Raw genomic sequence first — 18,511 nt, 5'->3', positions numbered from 1 at the left:
ATAAGCTTAAGGCCATTTCTCATAAAAATGGTATTTTAAAAAGTGATACTCATTTTGCTGAGTATTCAATAAAAACATACTATAAAAATAATTCAAGCAAATACTTTTATTTCAAACATTTACAGAAATACGATATAAACACCTTATCCTTCCATCATTTTTGTTTAATCTTTAATTTGTATTTAAATCATTTTATTTAAAAATACCAAAATCCATTTTCGAAATATTCATTTTATATTTCACGTATTTCCAATTCTTTCCTTTCCTCATCATTTATCAATTGAGAATGAGCAGAATCTAATCATCAAATCTTCGATTATCACCATACAAAAGCTTTCAAAGCACGCTCCACTCTAAAGGGTAATCAATTACCAAATTTATGCATTTACAGCGGAAATGTCTCCCCTAAATGAGGCGAAATTTGCTATATTTAGCGTTTTTCCGCGACATTTATTTCGGTAACTATGAATACGGCAATACAAGCAGCTCTTGATCATGCGGTGCAATCCCTTCAACAACAAGGGGTACTTCCTTCAGATTGGACAAACACGAGCCATTTAACCCGTACTAAAGACCGAAGTCACGGTGACTTTGCTTCAAATATTGCCATGATCGGCTCAAAAGCAGCAGGTATGAAACCTCGCGATCTTGCTGAAAAAATCTTAGCAGCACTGCCAGAAGTTGCTGATATCACTAAGGCTGAAATTGCAGGTCCTGGTTTTATCAACTTCTTTTTAAATGCAGACCAACGTTTTGCTGTACTTGATCAAATTCAAGCACAAAAAGATCAATACGGTCGCAGCCAAGCCAATGCAGCCAAAAAAATCCAAGTTGAATTTGTCTCTGCAAATCCGACCTCTAGCCTACATGTGGGACATGGTCGTGGTGCGGCATACGGTATGACCGTTGCAAACTTATTAGAGGCAACTGGCGCTAAAGTTGATCGCGAATACTATGTCAATGACGCTGGTCGTCAAATGGATATTTTGGCAACATCAACCTATTTACGTTATTTAGAGCTTACAGGTCAAACACTGGTCTTCCCTAAAAATGCATATCAAGGCGACTATGTAAAAGAGATCGCTCAAAGCATTATTGACAAAGATGGCGATGCGCATGTACGCCCTGTTGCCGATATCTATAAAGATGTTCCTGAAGATGTTCAATACGCCGAAGAACTTGATGCGGAAGGCAATAAAGTTGTCCTTTCAGGCGACAAAGAGAAACATATCGATGGTTTAATCGCAAACTCGCAACAGCAGTTAGGCGTAGGCTATCGTGTTTTCCATCAAGCAGCATTACACGCGATCTTAGATGACATCAAAGATGACCTTGCTGACTTTGGTGTGACCTTTGATAAATGGTTTAGCGAAGCGTCATTGACAGAAAAGATTGATGAAGCATTAGCAACACTTGATCAGCGTGGTTTCCTCTACGAAAAAGATGGCAACATCTGGTTCAAATCGACTGAATTTGGCGATGAGAAAGACCGTGTTGTTAAACGTCGTAATGGTCAAACCACTTATTTCGCATCTGATATTGCTTACCACCTGAATAAACTGCAACGTGGTTATACAGACCTCATTGATATTTGGGGTTCTGACCACCACGGTTATATTTCACGTGTGAAAGCTGCAATCGACGCAATGGGTTATGACTCAAAGAAACTGACTGTACTTTTAGTTCAATTCGTCAGTTTATGGCGTGGCGGTGAGATGGTACAAATGTCATCTCGTTCAGGTCAGTTCGTGACTTTACGTGATTTGCGTAAAGAAGTTGGCAATGATGCCGCGCGTTTCTACTATGTGATGCGCAAATCTGAACAACATATCGACTTTGATTTAGACCTTGCTGTTTCACAAAGTAAAGACAATGCAGTGTATTACATCCAATATGCACATGCGCGTGTCAACAGCATTCTTAACCGTGCTAAAGAAAAAGAAATTGCATTTGATGTCGCAACTGCACGCCAAGTTGCTGATCTTTTAACTTTAGATACAGAAACAGAAATTTTAGCGAAATTAGCAGCTTATCCTGAGATTGTTATTCGTGCAGCAAACGTTTGTGAACCGCACCAAATCGGCAATTATTTGAAAGATTTAGCGGCGCTATTTCATGGCTGGTATGCTCAAGATGGCGTAAAGTTTGTTGATGAAACAAATATTCCGTTGTCTCAAGCACGTTTACTACTTTCAGTTAACGTGCAGCAAGTATTACGCAACGGTTTAGAGCTTTTAGGCGTGTCTGCACCTGAAGCCATGTAATAAAGTGAAGCGAGAGCTTCACACATGGCTGCAAGACAAGAGCTATGCTCGCGTAGTGATGTAATCAGCAAAGTAATGCTTTGTACATTGTCGCAAGACAAGGGCTGTTGCCCGCGTAGCGATGTAATTAGCAATGCTATGCTCAAAACAATGTTGCTCGCCAGCATTTTGATATCGTCATTCGTTTGCTGTTGATTTCTCAACCGCTTCACTAGACGATATATAGATAAAAATACGACAAACAAAGCATTATTTTTTACAGATAGTGCTTTGTTTCTCAGAAGATTCAAGTTACAAATAACATAATAGGATCAAGAGGAATTTCAGGTGTTTGGAAAAACGCAACGTGGTGTATCTGAACGACCAAATAAGCCCAAGAAACCACTTATTCCCAAGTGGCTAGGAATGCTTGTGGCAATTCTAGCGATCCTATGTGTTGCCGTGATGCTAATGCTTTGGCAACCTTGGCAACCCGTCCCGACAAAAACACAAGTGACCTCTGAACATTATCAAGAAGAAGATACTAACAAGGATTATCGCTTCTATGATTTGCTTCCACAGCAACAAGTTACACCTATTCCTGAACAAGCTGTTCCTGAAACCAAGCAAGAAGGCAACGTGGTCATTATTGAATCACCTAAGCCTGAAACTACGACAACCGAAGATTCAGCAACACTAACACCAACTGAGCCTACCGCCCCCGTCGCAGCGACTTATATTTTACAAGTTCGTAGCTATCCAGATCCTGACAGTGCTGATGCTCGACGTGCCGAGATTATTTTGAATGGCTTGTCTGCTGATGTGGTAAAAACTGTCGAAAATGGTCAAACATGGTATCGTGTTTTTTCAGGGCCTTATGATAGCCAAGATGCTGCTTTAGCCGCACAACAAACACTACAACATAGCGGAATTGATTCAATCGTGATTAAGCGTTAATCAAAAGATAGAACATAAAAAAGGAACGATAAATCGTTCCTTTTTTGTTTTGATCAGCACATTATGAACATTCAGAATCAAGGCTTTTTTGTTCAGCTTTTTGAAAGGCTGAACGCTGTTGAATACGCTGTACAAAGGCTTGAATATTTGGATATTTTCCATGTAAACGCTTTTGCAATGCAATCAAAGGAAATGCCATCTGAATATCGGCAAATGAAAATTCACCTGCAAAGTAATCATGCTTTGATAAATATTGCTCAAGATACAAAATATGTTCTTTAACACGAGGACGGACAAATCCAGCTTTTACCCCATCGGTAATCTTTTCTGCAACTGGTCGAACTATCCAAGGCACATGCTTGCTGACGTTATTCATCACCAAGGTCATGACCAATAAAGGCATGAGAGAGCCTTCTGCATAATGCATCCAATAATAATATTGGCGCTGATCTTTCACATCTTGCGGTCTAAATTGTTGTTGCTGATCATAGCGTTGCTGCAAATAATCCAAGATCATAGCAGATTCAACAATCACATCACCATCATCAACTAAAATTGGCGCTTTCCCAAGCGGATGAATTTGCTTGAGATCTTCTGGAGCTGCGTAACTTGAGGTCCTTTGATAAAGCTCAACTTGATAATCATCGATACCAAGTTCCTCTAACGCCCACAATATTCGGAATGAACGAGAACATTGTAGATAATGTAAGGTAATCATTTTTGTGCCTGCTTTGTGCTACGCAACTGCCGTTTTTAGTCCCTCTAACAGTTGCGTTTAGAATTATGTTTTGCCAAAGCACAATAGCACTATCAACTTAAAGAATCATGGTCTGAATGTCTAAACTACGTAACAAAGTTTTAGTAACAGGGGTTTTGCTACAGATATTGAGAAGTTTTTCTTTTAAGTCTTGTGAAATAGGTTGTTCGAATATTACTCGACGCTCAATATGTTCTTGCTGTTCACGATTGGTATAGAAATCGACCTCCACTGCAAACTCCCCCAACTCGATTTCCTTATGTTGTGCGTACATCCGCAAGGTGATCATGGTACATGATGCTAAACTTGCTGTTAGAAAATCATAAGGTGCTGGCCCAGTATCATGGCCACCAAAAGATTCAGGTTTATCTGTCAAATAATGATGTTTGCCACTTGTGACTTCACCTTTCCAAGGTTCAGCAAATGTTTGAACTTTTGAACTTGCGATAATACTCATTTTGAAGCCCTCATTTGCTCAGGCAATACAGGTGCTTCCAATCGCTTACCTTGATAATCAGGAATCTCGCCAAAACGTGCATCATGATTAATCCAATCTTCACGAGCTTGTTGCAAATCCTCCATGGTGCGTCCAACGAAGTTCCACCACAGTAAGATCGGTGATTCAAATGGCTCGCCACCAATCAATAGCACACGATGTCCTTGCGTCAGTTCAACTTCTATTTCCGTTAAACCTGTTTCCAACACCACCATGTTATCGGCATCCAATTCATGCCCATTTACGCGTGCTGTCCCCTCTAATGCCATGAAGGCATATTCAAATTTTGGATTGAGTGGAATACGAGTTTTGGTGTTAGCTTGTGCCGTGAGATCCACACCAACCAATGGGGTATGAACTTGCACTGGTGAAACTGTCTCTAAGAAATCACCAACCAAAACAGTAAATTCAACTTGATCTTTACTTACCACAGGCAATTCTGGATAGTGTTCAAACTTCGGATCCATATTGCGTTTATCATCAGGCAAAGCAATCCAAAGCTGTGCTGCATGCATCTTGGTTTCTGTATCTGGTGCAACTTCAGTATGTGAAATACCATGCCCCGCGGTCATGAGATTGACCTGTTTGGGACGAATCAGTTGTTTAGAACCAAGGCTATCGGTATGCATCATGGTGCCTTCAATCATCCATGTAAATGTTTGCAAACCAATATGGGGGTGTGGCCCGACATCCAAACCATCTCCTGCAGGGAAACTCACAGGCCCAGCATGATCAAGGAAACACCATGCGCCAACTAAACGCTTATTGCGGCTAGGTAAAGCCCGCTTAATCACTGTCCCCTTGCCAATTTCTGCGGAACGAATTTTAAAGTCTTGAATAAATTGATTGATGTAGGTTTCGCAGTCTTTTGAATCTGAAATATCGTAATCATTATTATTGCTCATGATCTCGCTCTCTTTTACCTATGCTATTGCAATGAGTTGTTTTATTGATCTTAACAACACAATCTAGCTTCTATATAGTCTTTTGGTAATACGCTGAGTGCCATCCATGAGACAATCCAAATTTCACTAATTCATTTCATTCCTAATACATTTAAACTTAAATACATTGATTTATATGGCACTAGTTTATTGTGGTGTCATATCTACAATTAGGCTGGTTAAACGTCTTACCAATGGCAAGAAAATCAAGACCACGGGATAAGCAATCAACCCGATATTCATCAATAAGTTAATGAATGATAATGTTGCACTCATCAGCCCTGACAATATCAATGGAATAATCCAAGCGGCGTATTTTGCAGGTAATTTAGAAAACAATGGCTTCTTTGTTTGTTGCACGCTATTTGCATCCATATTGATTAAGCCTATTTCTTTACATGTTGTTTTAGATTTTTCATGAATTGACCAAACTGCGGTAAGAACTCCTCGAATAATGGATGATCTTTATGTTCCAACATGACTTCACTAAAAAGCTTTAAGCCCACAGCAAAAGATTTAGTGGTTTGATCATCAAAAAATTTAGCACTTTTTAAGCGTTCAACAATTTGGAAAATATCATCATGATTGCCTGTGTAAAACTCTAAGCGCTCGGTGTACGTTGAAGCCTGCCCTTTGGCATCTTTTAAATGTTGCACGGTGACATGGTATTGATGTTGTTTCATAAGTTTTCTCTAAATTGATATTAGATAAGGTATTTATAAACGGCCAATTGCTATTGCTGCTTGGTCAATCTTCTCAGCAATTTGGTAAATCTGTTCTTGCTGTAAATCAGCAATATTGAGTTTTAGACGCAATGCTGTTTTAAGGTTTTCCATTGCCCGATGAATCTCAATGAGCTGATCGTTATTATGAATTTCACGTCTAAGTCTTAGTTTTTCTAGCAACGCTAGAAGCTTATCTTGTTGCTCTTGCAAGTAAGCCTCACCAAGCTGAGTGACTTGGTATTGCTTACGCTCTGCATCTAGCAATGAAATAAAATTCATTTCTTCCAAATTGGTTAATGTTGGATAAATCGTTCCCGCACTGGGCGTATATCCATCCCCCACTAGATCACTAATTTCTTTAATAATTTCATAGCCATGTTTCGGGCTTTGTTGAATGAGATGCAGCACTAACAGTTTCATGCGACCTGATTCAAACAAGCGACCACGGCGACCTGTTCGTTGATGCTCTCGATGATATGAATCATGTTCGCCTTCATGATGATGATCTGATTGATGTCTCATCTTTATTTTTCTCATATTGCACAATTTACGCATATTAAGATATATCTTAAATAATCTTATAGCAAACAAAGATATATCTTTAAATTTTAAGATTTTGATATTAAATGAGTTATTTATTTTTAAGTAAGAGATTTAAAAGAATTAAGTAATAAAAAGAGCGACTAGGCGCTCTTTTTACTGGCAATAGGTATCAAATATGTTTGTAAAGTAAATAATTTTTTTCAAATACAATCGTTCCATCTTTTCTTTTATAAAATACCGATAAAATTCTTAACAATTTGAAAAATATCAACTTTTTAAATTAATTCCAAACAATACTTATTATTTTTCAACAAGTGGGAGATTTTATAAGATGTTTTGAATATGATTGCTACTAAAATATAACTTTCAGAAGACAAAGATACAGAAATGCTAGATTTATTTACTAATACTAATTCAAAGAAAGATTTCTTTTCAAATGGATTAATTCAAGAAATTCAAAAAGATATGGATATTTATATTGCTTCTGCTTTTTTTACAGAAATAGAGGTAATTGATGAGTTAGTTAAAAAAAGCTGTCGTATCCGAATTATTGTCAGACTAGGCTTTCCAACTTCTCCCTCAGCATTACGATATCTTTTAAGACAAAAAAGTATTGAAGCTCGGTTTTATACAAGTCATGAGTTTCATCCAAAATTATATATATTAGGAGATAAGAAAATTTTCGTAGGATCTGCCAACTTAACAACGGCAGCATTAGTTAAAAATCAAGAAATAATGATTGGTCTGTTACCTGAAGATTTGAGATTTGAGGAATTGACCTACTTGTTCTTGGATTATTGGCGAGAAGCAAAAGTATTGACATTAGAAGATGTAGAAAAGTATGAAAAAATTTATAAAAAATATAAAGACCAACTGGGTTCCGTAAATGATTTTGATGATGATGTTCAAAAAACTTTAGGTAATTATAATTTTCCTAATATTGAAAGGTATGAAGAAAAGCAAAATCACTCGGAGTTGTTTTTTGATAGTTTCTTGAAAACTTATCAAGAATCAGTTCATGCCTATAAGTTTATTGAGGAAGAATATAGAAAGAAAGGTCGAAAAATTAATGACGAACTTATTCCATTACGCTTAGAAATTGACTCATTTTTCAGCTTTGTTCGAGATTGTCATGCTGTTCATGAAACATGGAAAGATCAAGATCTAGGTTGGAATGATAATAAGAGGATGATGTTAAATAACTTAATTGATGAATGGATGAATACTGATTGGATTCATTTTGAACAGACCATCGTTAAAAAAAACTATCCTCTTATAAATAGAATTCTTGGAAGTGTTAATACTATTAATAATGCTACGGCTGAAGAAATTGTTGATGCTCTTTGTGTAGCACATTCTTTTCATGATCGACTACGATTTTTCAAGGGTGGTTTAAGCACATTGAAAGAAGTATTTCTTAATGAGAATGAGTTGAATAAAGTAAAAAATACTCTAATTTACTTATTACATGATAAAAAAAGCTCTATAGGAAAACGAATAGCAAACTGTATTTATGATCCTAATTATAAATTAAATGAATTTGGTCAATCAAATGTGCAAGAATTGATTGGATGGATAAATAATGAAAATATGCCTGTTATAAATGGTCGTACTACAAAAGTATTACGCTATTTTGGCTTTGATGTCAGACAAGTTAATTAATTTAATCTTTCTAAAATTAACTTAGTACATTTCGTTCAAAGTTATTTAAATTATTAAAATAAAATCAACAATTTAAAAACAAGATTATTGTTAAAAAAAGCCGACTTTTCCAAGTCGGCTTTTCTTGATCTATTTTAGAATGCTCACTACCGCGAGCATCTTGCACTTCGTTTTAAAGTTTCACTTTAAAACTCATGCATGGCGTAAAATCAGCAAAATGCGTTGCATTTAGAAAGCCCAATGCCGCGTACATAGCTCTAAGCATAATTCAGGCAAGAAGCTTCGCTTCTTGAAAGCTCACTGCCGTGGGCACAGCCCTTGGCGTAAATTTGGCTAAAAGCTATTGCTTTTAGAAAGCCCAAATTTACTCCCATTCAATCGTAGCTGGTGGCTTAGATGACACGTCATATACAACACGTGAAACATCTTTGATTTCATTCATGATACGCGTAGAGATTTTATCAACCAACTCGTATGGCAAGTGAGCAAAACGCGCTGTCATAAAGTCAACAGTCTCAACCGCACGAAGTGCAATCACCCATGCATAACGACGACCATCACCAACTACACCCACAGATTTCACAGGTTGGAATACTGCAAACGCTTGAGCAGTTTTGTCATACCAACCATTTGCACGAAGCTCTTGCATAAAGATATCGTCAGCAAGACGCAGAATATCTGCATATTCTTTTTTCACTTCACCCAAGATACGCACGCCCAAACCTGGACCTGGGAATGGATGACGATAAATCATGCTATGTGGTAAACCTAAAGTTGTACCTAATTTACGAACTTCATCTTTGAATAAGTCACGTAATGGCTCAACAAGATCAAATGCTAGATCTTCTGGTAAACCACCCACGTTGTGGTGTGATTTAATCACGTGTGCTTTACCTTGTTTGCTTGCAGCAGATTCGATCACGTCAGGGTAAATCGTACCTTGCGCCAAGAATTTCACACCATCAAGTTTACGTGCTTCTTCAGCAAATACTTCGATGAATTCACGACCAATGATCTTACGTTTTTTCTCAGGATCAACTTCACCTGCCAACGCAGTTAAGAAACGCTCTTCGGCATCGGCACGGATCACACGGATACCCATGTTATCTGCAAACATTTGCATCACTTGATCACCTTCGTTTAAACGAAGTAATCCATTGTCTACAAATACACATGTAAGCTGATCGCCAATTGCCTTATGCAACAACGCAGCAACAACAGATGAATCTACACCACCAGACAAACCTAGAAGAACTTTTTCATCACCGATTTGTGCACGTAATTGTTCTACACGAAGGTCGATAATGTGTTCAGGTGTCCAAAGACCGCGACAACCACAAATCTTATGCACAAAGTTAGAAAGTAATTCAGCACCTTTAGCTGTGTGGGTTACTTCAGGGTGGAATTGCACACCATAGAAACGACGAGTTTCATCGCTTACCGCAGCAAATGGGCAGCTTGGTGTACTTGCAGTAACTTGGAAACCTTCAGGAATCGCGCTGACTTTGTCGCCATGGCTCATCCAAACATGCAATTGGTTTTCACGATCTTGTAAGTTACCAATCAATTGATCACGAACAACGATGTCAACTTCTGCATAACCAAACTCATGTACTGTACCCGGCTCTACTTTACCGCCAAGCTGTTCAGACATGGTTTGTAAACCATAGCAAATACCCAAAACTGGTACACCAAGTTCAAATACAACTTGAGGTGCGCGTGGGCTACCCTCTTCATGTACACTCTCAGGGCCACCTGACAAAATAATCCCGTTCGGATTAAATGCACGAATGTCTTCTTCAGACATATCAAATGCAAACATTTCAGAGTAGACACCTGCTTCACGTACACGACGTGCAATGAGCTGGCTATATTGAGAGCCGAAATCCAAAATAAGGATACGATCTTCAGTAATTTGAGTATTGGTCGTCATGGCGAATCATAAAAGACAAATGAATTAAGCGCCATATTCTAACATTTTTCATGCATTGGCGCACCGCAATTCATCATCTATCTTACTTTTTAGATTTTGTTGTCAATTAGCACTGATATTTAAACTAAAATTCCACAGTAAAGAGTCTATTTAAGCGAGTTAAATCAACATTTCTTGTCAATTATGCTCAACACAAAACAAAAATTGGTGCTAAGATGATGAATCGAAAAATATGCATTACCATGGAAAGGTATTCAATCGACCTCATCGTTTCCTTTCATGTGATTGCGATGTCCTTGATACAAGGAAAACTAAAAATTCTAAAGATATTGGTGAACTGACCAATGTCCTAAAATATTTCACTATCCTCTATCGCTTGCCCGACCACGAGCAACAATTAGGACTTGAAGGACCAATACAATAATGTTTCAAGAAATGATTGCGGATTTTCATCAGAATTTCTGGTTATATATTTCGATCCCATTTATTAGTGGCTTTATTGGTTATATAACCAAAGTGATTGCGATCCAAATGATGTTCGCACCACTTGAATTTAAAGGGTTTAGATTATTTGGTCTTCCAATTGGATGGCAGGGAATCGTTCCTCGTAAAGCAGAAAAAATGGCAACCACTGCGGTTGAACTGATGACCTCCAAACTCATCAAACCTGAAGAAATTTTTGCACGATTAGATCCAAAGCGTATCGCACAAGAAATCGAAAAACCTCTCATGGCAGCTGCCGAAGATATTACCCGTGAAGTTGCGCAACAATATCAACCCGGTTTATGGGAAGGCATGCCAGAGTTTGCACGTCAAAAACTCATCAAACGTGTGCAAGCTAAAGCGCCTGAAATCGTTGAACATATCATGGGTGAAGTACAAAAAGATGTTGCTAAGTACTTCGATATCAAACACATGGTCGTCAATAACCTGCTCAAAGATAAACGCCTCCTCAACGAAATCTTTAAAAAAGTCGGCAAACAAGAATTCAAATTTTTTAGTAATGTCGGCTTTGTTTTTGGTTTCGCGATTGGTGTTGTGCAAATGCTGTGCTGGATCGTGACGCAAGGTAAATACCCATGGATGTTGCCGATGTTTGGTGGCTTTGTCGGTTTCTTCAGTGACTGGATGGCGCTACAAATGATGTTCCGCCCGTTATATCCAAAGAAGGTGCTGGGCTATACATGGCAAGGTTTATTCATTAAACGTCAAAACGAGGTTGCCGCAGATTATGCTGCTTTGATCTCAAAACAATTACTAACATCACGCAACATGATGGAAGAACTTTTCTCTGGGACGCACTCAGATAAAGTGATTGAATTAGTCAGCCGTCACGTCAAACAAGAAATTGATTTACAAGCAGGTATTGTACGTCCATTGGTGGTTTATGCGATTGGTGGTGAAAAATACCAAAACCTTAAATCAGAAGTTGCTGAGCGTATTTTAAAACAGCTTCCAGATACCATGCGCTATGTTGAATCTTATGCTGAAGATGCAATGAATGTTCGTAATACACTGGTGGAACGGATGCAGAAACTTAGTCCTGAAGAGTTTGAAGGTATGCTCCGCCCTGCATTTAAAGAAGATGAATGGTCTTTGATTATTGTGGGTGCTGTGTTGGGTTTCCTTGTTGGGGAAATGCAAATTCACTTCATGCTATAAAAATTGAGATCATAAAAAAGGAAGCTGCTGCTTCCTTTTTTCTTGCTTAATGTGCAAGCTTTTCAACAGTGATCACTTCAACATCTGTCGGTTTATAGCGGTGTGTATCCACTTCGCCAACCACACGGACATGGTCTCCAACTTTTAAGCCAGCACGCTGCCAAATATCATCATCAATTTCGACACCAATCGTGCCACTTTTATCTTTTAATTCGTAATGATCACTCTTCACATGCTTGGTGATTTGCCCTATCAGCGTCACACCTGTTTCATCAGCTAATTTAGCAATTTGACTCACGGTCACAACATTATTTAAAGCTTCTTTTAAAATAACATGATCATCTTTACCTGCCCATGATGGCGCAGAAAAACCAAATAAAACGACAAAACCTAATCCTAGCAAACTTCTATTCATAACACGCTCTATTCTTTTAACACACTATTATCTAAACAGATTTATACTCGAATGTCGGCTTCGGTTTGTAATCAACCGTAATGTATAGATACGATTAAACCCCACTGATGGAGTGGGGTCTCATACAAAAATCAAGTTAATCTGTTATTTTTCAATTGCATGATCAAGGCTCAAACGACCTGCTCCATGTAGCATCAAATAGAATAAACCACCTGACATTGCTAAGTTTTTCATGAAGTTGATTTGTTGCATTTGATCATCTGCACTATGGAAAATGAAGGCAGTAATAATACTAAACACGGCTAAGCCAAATGCTGCCAAACGCGCTTGGAAACCAAAAAGTAACGCAAGGCCACCACCAAACTCAACGAGAATCGTTAAAGGCAAAAGTGCTCCCGGCACCCCCATTGATTCCATATAACCCGCAGTAGCGCCATAAGCCGTTAATTTGCCCCAGCCAGCGATAATAAAGATATAAGCCATAAGAATACGGGCAACCAGTGTAACCACATTATCTACGCCTGATTGAGTAACGATATTTTTTACAACCACATTCGGATTAAACATAATAAATTCCACACTGTTTGTTTTTTAACATGAGAACAGTTTATGTATCTTATAATTTGCAATAAACACCATATTTGTTAATGCATCATTCTATATTTAGAACAATATAGCTCAATTTATCAGCAAAATTCTTTATTTGGAGTATCAACTAAAGTTACCAATTAATTTGCTTTTTATACTGACATTCTATAGATGCACTGCTAGGATTTAGTTCAAATTTATACTGCTCACACCTTCATGGAACTCATTGATTTTATTCTGCACGTTGACGAACATCTTTTAGAATTTATTACCAATTATGGCGTTTGGATTTATGCCATTCTATTTTTAATTATCTTTGTCGAAACTGGTTTAGTGGTTATGCCATTCTTACCGGGTGACAGCTTACTGTTTGCCGCTGGTGCGCTTGCTGCCTCTACGGGTGCAATGGACCCATGGTTACTTGGTGTTTTATTATTTATCGCTGCGGTATTGGGCGACACACTCAACTACCATATCGGTAAATATGTTGGCCCGCGCGTGTTTGAAACGAACTCTCGCTTAATCAATAAGCAACATTTGTTAAAAACACAAGAATTCTTTCAACGTCATGGCGGTAAAACTATTATTTTTGCTCGTTTTGTGCCGTTTGCACGAACCTTTGCGCCATTTGTTGCAGGCGCAGGCAGCATGAATTATAAGTTTTTCCTGACTTATAACGTGATTGGTGCATTCTGCTGGATTGCTTCTTTTATTACGCTTGGTTATTTATTCGGTAATATGCCAATCGTGAAAGATAATTTCACTCATTTAATTTTCGGTATCATCATTATCAGCGTATTACCGGGTGTGATTGGTTTTATCCGTCAAAAACTCAATAGCCGTAAAAGCCACAAAGCTTAATTTAGAAAAAACGGAACACCATTGGTAACATACAAACGATTAATAACATTGCCGATCCTTTATATAAGTGGTCGGCTTTGATTCCAATCAAACTTCCTGTCAATAATGCCCGTCCGAACATCATCCAAAATAAGGAAACTGGAATTAATACAAGGGTAAAGACACCTAGTACCCATGCTGTATTTTCAACAGAGTTCCATGTTTCATCGGGAAATATCCCTGCTGCCAATAACAGTGTCTTTGGGTTCTTGAGGGTCGATAAGAATAATTGATAAGTTTTGATTTGCTGATGATTTTGATAATGCTTCTGTAGATGTGAACTTTTCCATAAATGAAAAGCGAGCCACAATACATAGATCACACTACATACATGTAAAATGAGATGTAAAGCAGGCCAAATCGGATCAAATAAATGGATGAAGAGTGCCCATAAACCAATACCATAGGTATAACCTAGCCACTCCACAGGAATGAAAGACATGGTTTTAACAAAGCCTTGTTGATGTGTTGAACTGGCCAATAACGCATTCGTAGGTCCGGGAATGAGTAATACAGCTATCATCGCCAAAACAAAAAACCAACTCTCAATCATACAGATACCAAATGACCACACATGGTCGCAACCTTATACGAATTTGGTTCAAACAAACAAGTTTTAGCGGAAAAATGAACGATAAAAAGCAGAAAAATTAGAGGTCAAAAATTAATAAATCATTGTTATTATTATATTTAACTTGAAACATTTTGCTAAAATTTTGTTATTTATCACTCGTAAGATCACGAGTGATAAACCTGTTTTTGTTATGATTTTGGACGTGGTTTAACGATAATTGGACAACCTTTGAACTGTGCAGCCTGCACAATGGCATCTTGTTGACCTAAAACTTTCGAGAGTTCAGTGTTTTTGGTATTCATTGATTGACCCATATTCACTGAAATAGATGGCCCAAAGCCCCAACCACTACGACTGCCCCAGCCACCGCCCAGTCCGACTCCCACACCGACACCTGTGCGTTTTGGGGCTTGTACACCATTGTCGATGTAAAGCTGAATACGGTTGTACTCAGCTTGTAGCTGTTGGCAATTCAGCGCTTGATACTGTGTTGGAGAAACATAAGTCGGTTTAACCGTTGATGCACATGCACCTAATAACATCGTAGCTGCCAACACAGGCATCCAATATAAGCGTTTCATAAGATTCTCTTATTTCTTTGATTCAATCTCATTGAACAAAGTGACATAAGCAAGGGTCAACTTATGTTCAGATGCTAAGTGAATCAAGGGTAAATTCTTTTGATGTGATTCTTTCATTAACACAGACGGCGGTAACATTCCCTCTAATACAGGTAAGCCATCATCTTTCAACTGTTGAACCACTTCACGAGGTAATTTTGCTTGAGACTGGTACTGATTAACGACAATACCCTCAATCTCCAAGCGATCGTTATGATCATCTTGGGTTTCGATAACATTTTCAATCAAAGTTTGTAACGCACGTTTCGAGAACACGTCACAATCAAATGGAATCAAGACACGGTCAGCCGCAATCAAGGCCGATAAAGTGAAGAAATTAAAGGCTGGCGGTGTATCGATATAGATACGATCATAGCGAGCACTGAGCGATTGAATCGAATCACGTAATTTATAAATCTTATGCTTACTTTCTAAAGCGTGCTCAAGCGCGCCTAAGCTTGGGCTTGCTGGAATCACATCCAAGTTTTCAAAAGAGGTGCGGTGCACATAGCTATCTAAGCCTTTACCGCGCGGTGCTTTGAGAATCGAGCCAATCGCATTGCCAATCAAGCCCTTTTGTTGCGTTGCACCAAGCACATCTTCAAAGAAATTTTCAATATTTGGCTCTAGTGCCGCTTTATCCGCAGAGTATGTCGCATCTTCACCCAAAAGGTATTGGCTAGAGTTTGCTTGTGGATCAAGATCGATCACTAAGGTTCTAAAACCTTGTTTAGCACTAATAGCTGCTAAATTAATCGTAATACTTGATTTCCCTACACCACCTTTTTGGTTAAATACCACACGCGTTAACATGACTTCCCTCTACAAGATTTTTTTGTAAACTGCACGCAGTTTAACCTAGTGCCAAAACAATTACTAAAACAATGTCAAACAATTACGCAAAAACAGGTTTAATCATTACTAAGCCAAGGATACCAATCAAAGCCACAGTGCTGATCAATAATCCAGCACGGCGTTGTACCAACAAAACATTGCTATCTTGCTTGTAAGTTTTGCTCATAGATGACCATAGGACAAAGAATAAAATGACTTTGGCGTAGAACCATGGTTCAACTACAAAGTTCTTCATAAACAGTAAAACCGCACCCGTAACAATAATCAGAGTCAGAGACAAATGTTGTAAACCGACTAAGCTTTTACGCGAATTAATATTGGGTTGTTGACCCTGTACGCCAATAAACAGCGTCGCTGCTCGAGCAACAAACACAAGAATCAATAAACTCACCGCAGACATATGCACAATCTTGGTAATTAAATGAGCATCCATAATCAATCCTTATGCCTTGGGTGCGTGTGCGCATTCAGGACTCGCAGGTGCTTGACCTTGCCACTCGCTTGGAACATAAGCGTGAATCGCTAATGCATGGATACGACCTGGACTCATGAGTTCGGCAGCAACCGCATAAATTTTTTGATGACGTTGTACTAAGCGCAGACCTTGAAACTCTTCACTTACTACAATCACTTTAAAATGTGATTCTTTCCCTGGGAAATATCCACCATGCCCAGCAGACTCATTGATTACTTCAAGATGGCTAGGTGCTAATGTTTGTAAGCGTTCAATTAACTGTTGTTCTAAGTTCATCAGTCACTCTGTAAGGTCAGATTGAGATAGGCGATCATTATACATGACAGAAATAGCTCGGTCTGTTGGCATTTCACATGGCTTCAGCAGTGGCTAAATGACCATGAGTACTCGATTTTTTCGGAAAATTATCGACTTTTTCAACATTATTATGAAGAAGTGCTTTTATTTTATGCAATTAAACATTTTCTTTGCATAAAGTTGTTGACCCTTGTTTTGCTTAATGTATTATAGCTGGCACGCGGGAATAGCTCAGTTGGTAGAGCATAACCTTGCCAAGGTTGGGGTCGCGAGTTCGAGTCTCGTTTCCCGCTCCAGATTGGTTTTTTAAGTGTAAGTTTTAGTAAAAACTGCTCAATATGCGGGAATAGCTCAGTTGGTAGAGCATAACCTTGCCAAGGTTGGGGTCGCGAGTTCGAGTCTCGTTTCCCGCTCCAAATTCAAAGGCCCTAATTGAAAGATTAGGGCCTTTTTCTATATGATACATTCACTTAGGAATGTTCAGTCATCTTTGCATCCATATCCAATCTTTTTTCTACCGAATGAACATGTTGGCTAGAATAATACCTATCCCTCGGCATAAAACTCGTCGCAATGATCGCAACAATAGCCATTGATCCGATATACAGCATAATGAGATAAGGATTTCCTCCACCTATGCTCAATAATTTTGTAGCAATCAATGGTGCAATCCCACCGCCAAGAACTCCCGCCAACTGTACCGAAATCGAGATTCCGCTATAGCGGATTTCCGCAGGGAACTGACGTGCGAATAACTGTGCTTGGGGTGCATACATAATCGGAAAAACCACACCGATTGCCAAGACAATTGCCGTCCAAACCAAGACAGGGTCTTTGGTATTGAGCATACTAAAGAATGGATAGCTATAGAGTGCCAACACACACAGCCCAAACATGAACATATTGCGTTGACCGACTTTATCTGACAAATGTCCGCATAACGGCGTCATAAATAAAATCACCACAGCACCGCACATCGTTGCGAATAAAATGTCTTGTCGTGGAACACCAAGCTGAGTCGTGGTGTACGCCAAGGTAAAGGTTGAAGCAAGATAAAACCAAGCATTTTCAGCAGCACGCGCCAAAATGATAGAGATCAATTGCTTCGGATGTTGTTTAAATACTTGTAAAGCAGGAATTTTAACCTCTTCCGCCTGCTGTTTTACTTTCTCAAAATCAGGTGACTCTGGCACTTTGACACGGATATACCAACCCACTGCCAGCAAGACAATACTTGCAAGGAAAGGAATACGCCAACCCCAACTGAACAATGCTTGTTCGGGTAATAATGAGACTAATCCAAGTGCAACTGATGCGAGTAATAAGCCACCACCTGTACTGGCTTGAGGTAAACTGCCCCAGAAACCTTTACCACCTTCAGGTGCATGTTCAACGGCCATGAGTACTGCACCGCCCCATTCACCACCCATCGCCATACCTTGAATAAATCGTAAGACGACTAAGCAAATTGCAGCCCAATATCCAATAGACTCATAAGTTGGTAACAGTCCAATCAGTACCGTCGGAATCCCCATCAACATTAATGTTAATAGCAACATGGATTTACGACCGATTTTGTCACCAAAATGACCAAATACCAAACCACCGAGAGGCCGTCCAATAAAACCCACAGCATAGGTGCCAAATGCGGCAAGAACGCCTGTCAGCGGATCAAGATTTGGGAAGAATAATTTATTAAAAATCAGCGCTGCTGCCGCACCATAGATAAAAAAGTCATACCACTCAATCGTCGTACCCACCATACTGGAGATACCCGCCAATCGATGGGATGACTTTTTAGAATTTGAACCGTTTCCATGTAATGTTTGCATCTTCATTTTCCTTTCTTGGAAATTTTTATTCTG

20 protein-coding genes and 2 tRNA genes are annotated in these 18,511 nt (G+C 38.8%); 7 read left to right on the top strand and 15 right to left on the bottom strand.

Annotated features, from left to right (window positions below):
- The first annotated feature begins 464 nt into the window (after positions 1-464).
- Entirely contained in the window at positions 465-2,264 is a 1,800-nt protein-coding gene (argS, locus tag ACT4_RS00550) for an arginine--tRNA ligase (RefSeq protein WP_007478343.1), read from the top strand.
- A gap of 327 nt (positions 2,265-2,591) precedes the next feature.
- Positions 2,592-3,200, top strand: a complete 609-nt coding sequence (locus tag ACT4_RS00545) for an SPOR domain-containing protein (protein ID WP_007478342.1) — start codon at positions 2,592-2,594, stop codon at positions 3,198-3,200.
- Positions 3,201-3,261: 61 nt separating this feature from the next.
- Here ACT4_RS00545 and ACT4_RS00540 read toward each other — a convergent pair whose 3' ends face one another.
- From ACT4_RS00540 to ACT4_RS00515, 6 genes are all read right to left on the bottom strand, one after another.
- Positions 3,262-3,918: a glutathione S-transferase gene (locus ACT4_RS00540; RefSeq protein WP_007478341.1), complete on the bottom strand. Its 657-nt coding sequence runs from the start codon at positions 3,916-3,918 to the stop codon at positions 3,262-3,264.
- A gap of 97 nt (positions 3,919-4,015) precedes the next feature.
- On the bottom strand, positions 4,016-4,414 hold the full coding sequence (locus ACT4_RS00535) for an OsmC family protein (RefSeq protein ID WP_007478340.1): 399 nt from the start codon (positions 4,412-4,414) through the stop codon (positions 4,016-4,018).
- Entirely contained in the window at positions 4,411-5,358 is a 948-nt protein-coding gene (locus ACT4_RS00530; RefSeq protein WP_007478338.1) for a pirin family protein, read from the bottom strand. Before ACT4_RS00530 ends, ACT4_RS00535 begins: the two co-directional genes overlap by 4 nt.
- A gap of 186 nt (positions 5,359-5,544) precedes the next feature.
- Positions 5,545-5,772 carry a DUF2798 domain-containing protein gene (locus ACT4_RS00525; protein ID WP_007478336.1) on the bottom strand — a complete coding sequence of 76 codons (228 nt, stop codon included), beginning with the start codon at positions 5,770-5,772 and terminating at the stop codon, positions 5,545-5,547.
- A gap of 11 nt (positions 5,773-5,783) precedes the next feature.
- Positions 5,784-6,080 (bottom strand): DUF3861 domain-containing protein, encoded by a 297-nt coding sequence (locus tag ACT4_RS00520; RefSeq protein WP_004882027.1) that lies wholly within the window; start codon positions 6,078-6,080, stop codon positions 5,784-5,786.
- Between the two features lie 33 nt (positions 6,081-6,113).
- Positions 6,114-6,644, bottom strand: a complete 531-nt coding sequence (locus ACT4_RS00515) for a PadR family transcriptional regulator (protein ID WP_007478334.1) — start codon at positions 6,642-6,644, stop codon at positions 6,114-6,116.
- 408 nt (positions 6,645-7,052) lie between these two features.
- Between ACT4_RS00515 and ACT4_RS00510 the strand changes: the two genes are divergently transcribed.
- Positions 7,053-8,327 (top strand): phospholipase D family protein, encoded by a 1,275-nt coding sequence (locus ACT4_RS00510; RefSeq protein ID WP_007478332.1) that lies wholly within the window; start codon positions 7,053-7,055, stop codon positions 8,325-8,327.
- Positions 8,328-8,691: 364 nt separating this feature from the next.
- Here ACT4_RS00510 and guaA read toward each other — a convergent pair whose 3' ends face one another.
- On the bottom strand, positions 8,692-10,260 hold the full coding sequence (gene guaA, locus ACT4_RS00505) for a glutamine-hydrolyzing GMP synthase (RefSeq protein ID WP_007478330.1): 1,569 nt from the start codon (positions 10,258-10,260) through the stop codon (positions 8,692-8,694).
- Positions 10,261-10,695: 435 nt separating this feature from the next.
- Between guaA and ACT4_RS00495 the strand changes: the two genes are divergently transcribed.
- Positions 10,696-11,922: a DUF445 family protein gene (locus ACT4_RS00495; RefSeq protein ID WP_171054747.1), complete on the top strand. Its 1,227-nt coding sequence runs from the start codon at positions 10,696-10,698 to the stop codon at positions 11,920-11,922.
- Between the two features lie 46 nt (positions 11,923-11,968).
- Here the strand turns inward: ACT4_RS00495 and ACT4_RS00490 are convergent, their stop codons facing one another.
- Together ACT4_RS00490 and ACT4_RS00485 are read right to left on the bottom strand one after the other, a co-directional pair.
- On the bottom strand, positions 11,969-12,337 hold the full coding sequence (locus tag ACT4_RS00490; RefSeq protein WP_007478328.1) for a NirD/YgiW/YdeI family stress tolerance protein: 369 nt from the start codon (positions 12,335-12,337) through the stop codon (positions 11,969-11,971).
- A 144-nt stretch (positions 12,338-12,481) separates the two neighbouring features.
- Complete coding sequence (locus ACT4_RS00485) at positions 12,482-12,904, bottom strand: DoxX family protein (protein ID WP_007478327.1); 423 nt, start codon at positions 12,902-12,904, stop codon at positions 12,482-12,484.
- A 237-nt stretch (positions 12,905-13,141) separates the two neighbouring features.
- On the opposite strand from ACT4_RS00485, the gene ACT4_RS00480 reads away from it, so the two are divergent.
- Positions 13,142-13,786: a DedA family protein gene (locus ACT4_RS00480; RefSeq protein WP_007478325.1), complete on the top strand. Its 645-nt coding sequence runs from the start codon at positions 13,142-13,144 to the stop codon at positions 13,784-13,786.
- Position 13,787: 1 nt separating this feature from the next.
- Here the strand turns inward: ACT4_RS00480 and ACT4_RS00475 are convergent, their stop codons facing one another.
- From ACT4_RS00475 to ACT4_RS00455, 5 genes are all read right to left on the bottom strand, one after another.
- Positions 13,788-14,378 carry a LysE family translocator gene (locus ACT4_RS00475; RefSeq protein WP_007478323.1) on the bottom strand — a complete coding sequence of 197 codons (591 nt, stop codon included), beginning with the start codon at positions 14,376-14,378 and terminating at the stop codon, positions 13,788-13,790.
- 209 nt (positions 14,379-14,587) lie between these two features.
- Positions 14,588-14,980: a hypothetical protein gene (locus tag ACT4_RS00470; RefSeq protein WP_007478322.1), complete on the bottom strand. Its 393-nt coding sequence runs from the start codon at positions 14,978-14,980 to the stop codon at positions 14,588-14,590.
- 9 nt (positions 14,981-14,989) lie between these two features.
- The gene (locus tag ACT4_RS00465) at positions 14,990-15,832 is read right to left on the bottom strand and encodes a ParA family protein (protein WP_004882046.1); all 843 of its coding nucleotides are present in this window, start codon (positions 15,830-15,832) and stop codon (positions 14,990-14,992) included.
- Positions 15,833-15,914: 82 nt separating this feature from the next.
- Positions 15,915-16,307, bottom strand: coding sequence for a SirB2 family protein (locus ACT4_RS00460; protein ID WP_004882049.1), 393 nt, complete (start codon positions 16,305-16,307; stop codon positions 15,915-15,917).
- Positions 16,308-16,316: 9 nt separating this feature from the next.
- On the bottom strand, positions 16,317-16,625 hold the full coding sequence (locus ACT4_RS00455; RefSeq protein ID WP_004882051.1) for a BolA family transcriptional regulator: 309 nt from the start codon (positions 16,623-16,625) through the stop codon (positions 16,317-16,319).
- Positions 16,626-16,866: 241 nt separating this feature from the next.
- Between ACT4_RS00455 and ACT4_RS00450 the strand changes: the two genes are divergently transcribed.
- Positions 16,867-16,942: transfer RNA gene (locus ACT4_RS00450), tRNA-Gly, on the top strand.
- A gap of 44 nt (positions 16,943-16,986) precedes the next feature.
- Positions 16,987-17,062 (top strand) — tRNA-Gly (locus ACT4_RS00445).
- A 54-nt stretch (positions 17,063-17,116) separates the two neighbouring features.
- On the opposite strand, the gene ACT4_RS00440 is transcribed toward ACT4_RS00445, so the two are convergent.
- Positions 17,117-18,478, bottom strand: a complete 1,362-nt coding sequence (locus ACT4_RS00440) for an MFS transporter (RefSeq protein WP_007478319.1) — start codon at positions 18,476-18,478, stop codon at positions 17,117-17,119.
- Between the last annotated feature and the right edge of the window lie 33 nt (positions 18,479-18,511).

Source organism: Acinetobacter sp. NBRC 100985 (assembly GCF_000241225.1).
Taxonomy (GTDB): domain Bacteria; phylum Pseudomonadota; class Gammaproteobacteria; order Pseudomonadales; family Moraxellaceae; genus Acinetobacter; species Acinetobacter venetianus.
Note: the sequence above shows the minus strand (reverse complement) of the source record. Positions and strands in the feature narration are given on the sequence as shown.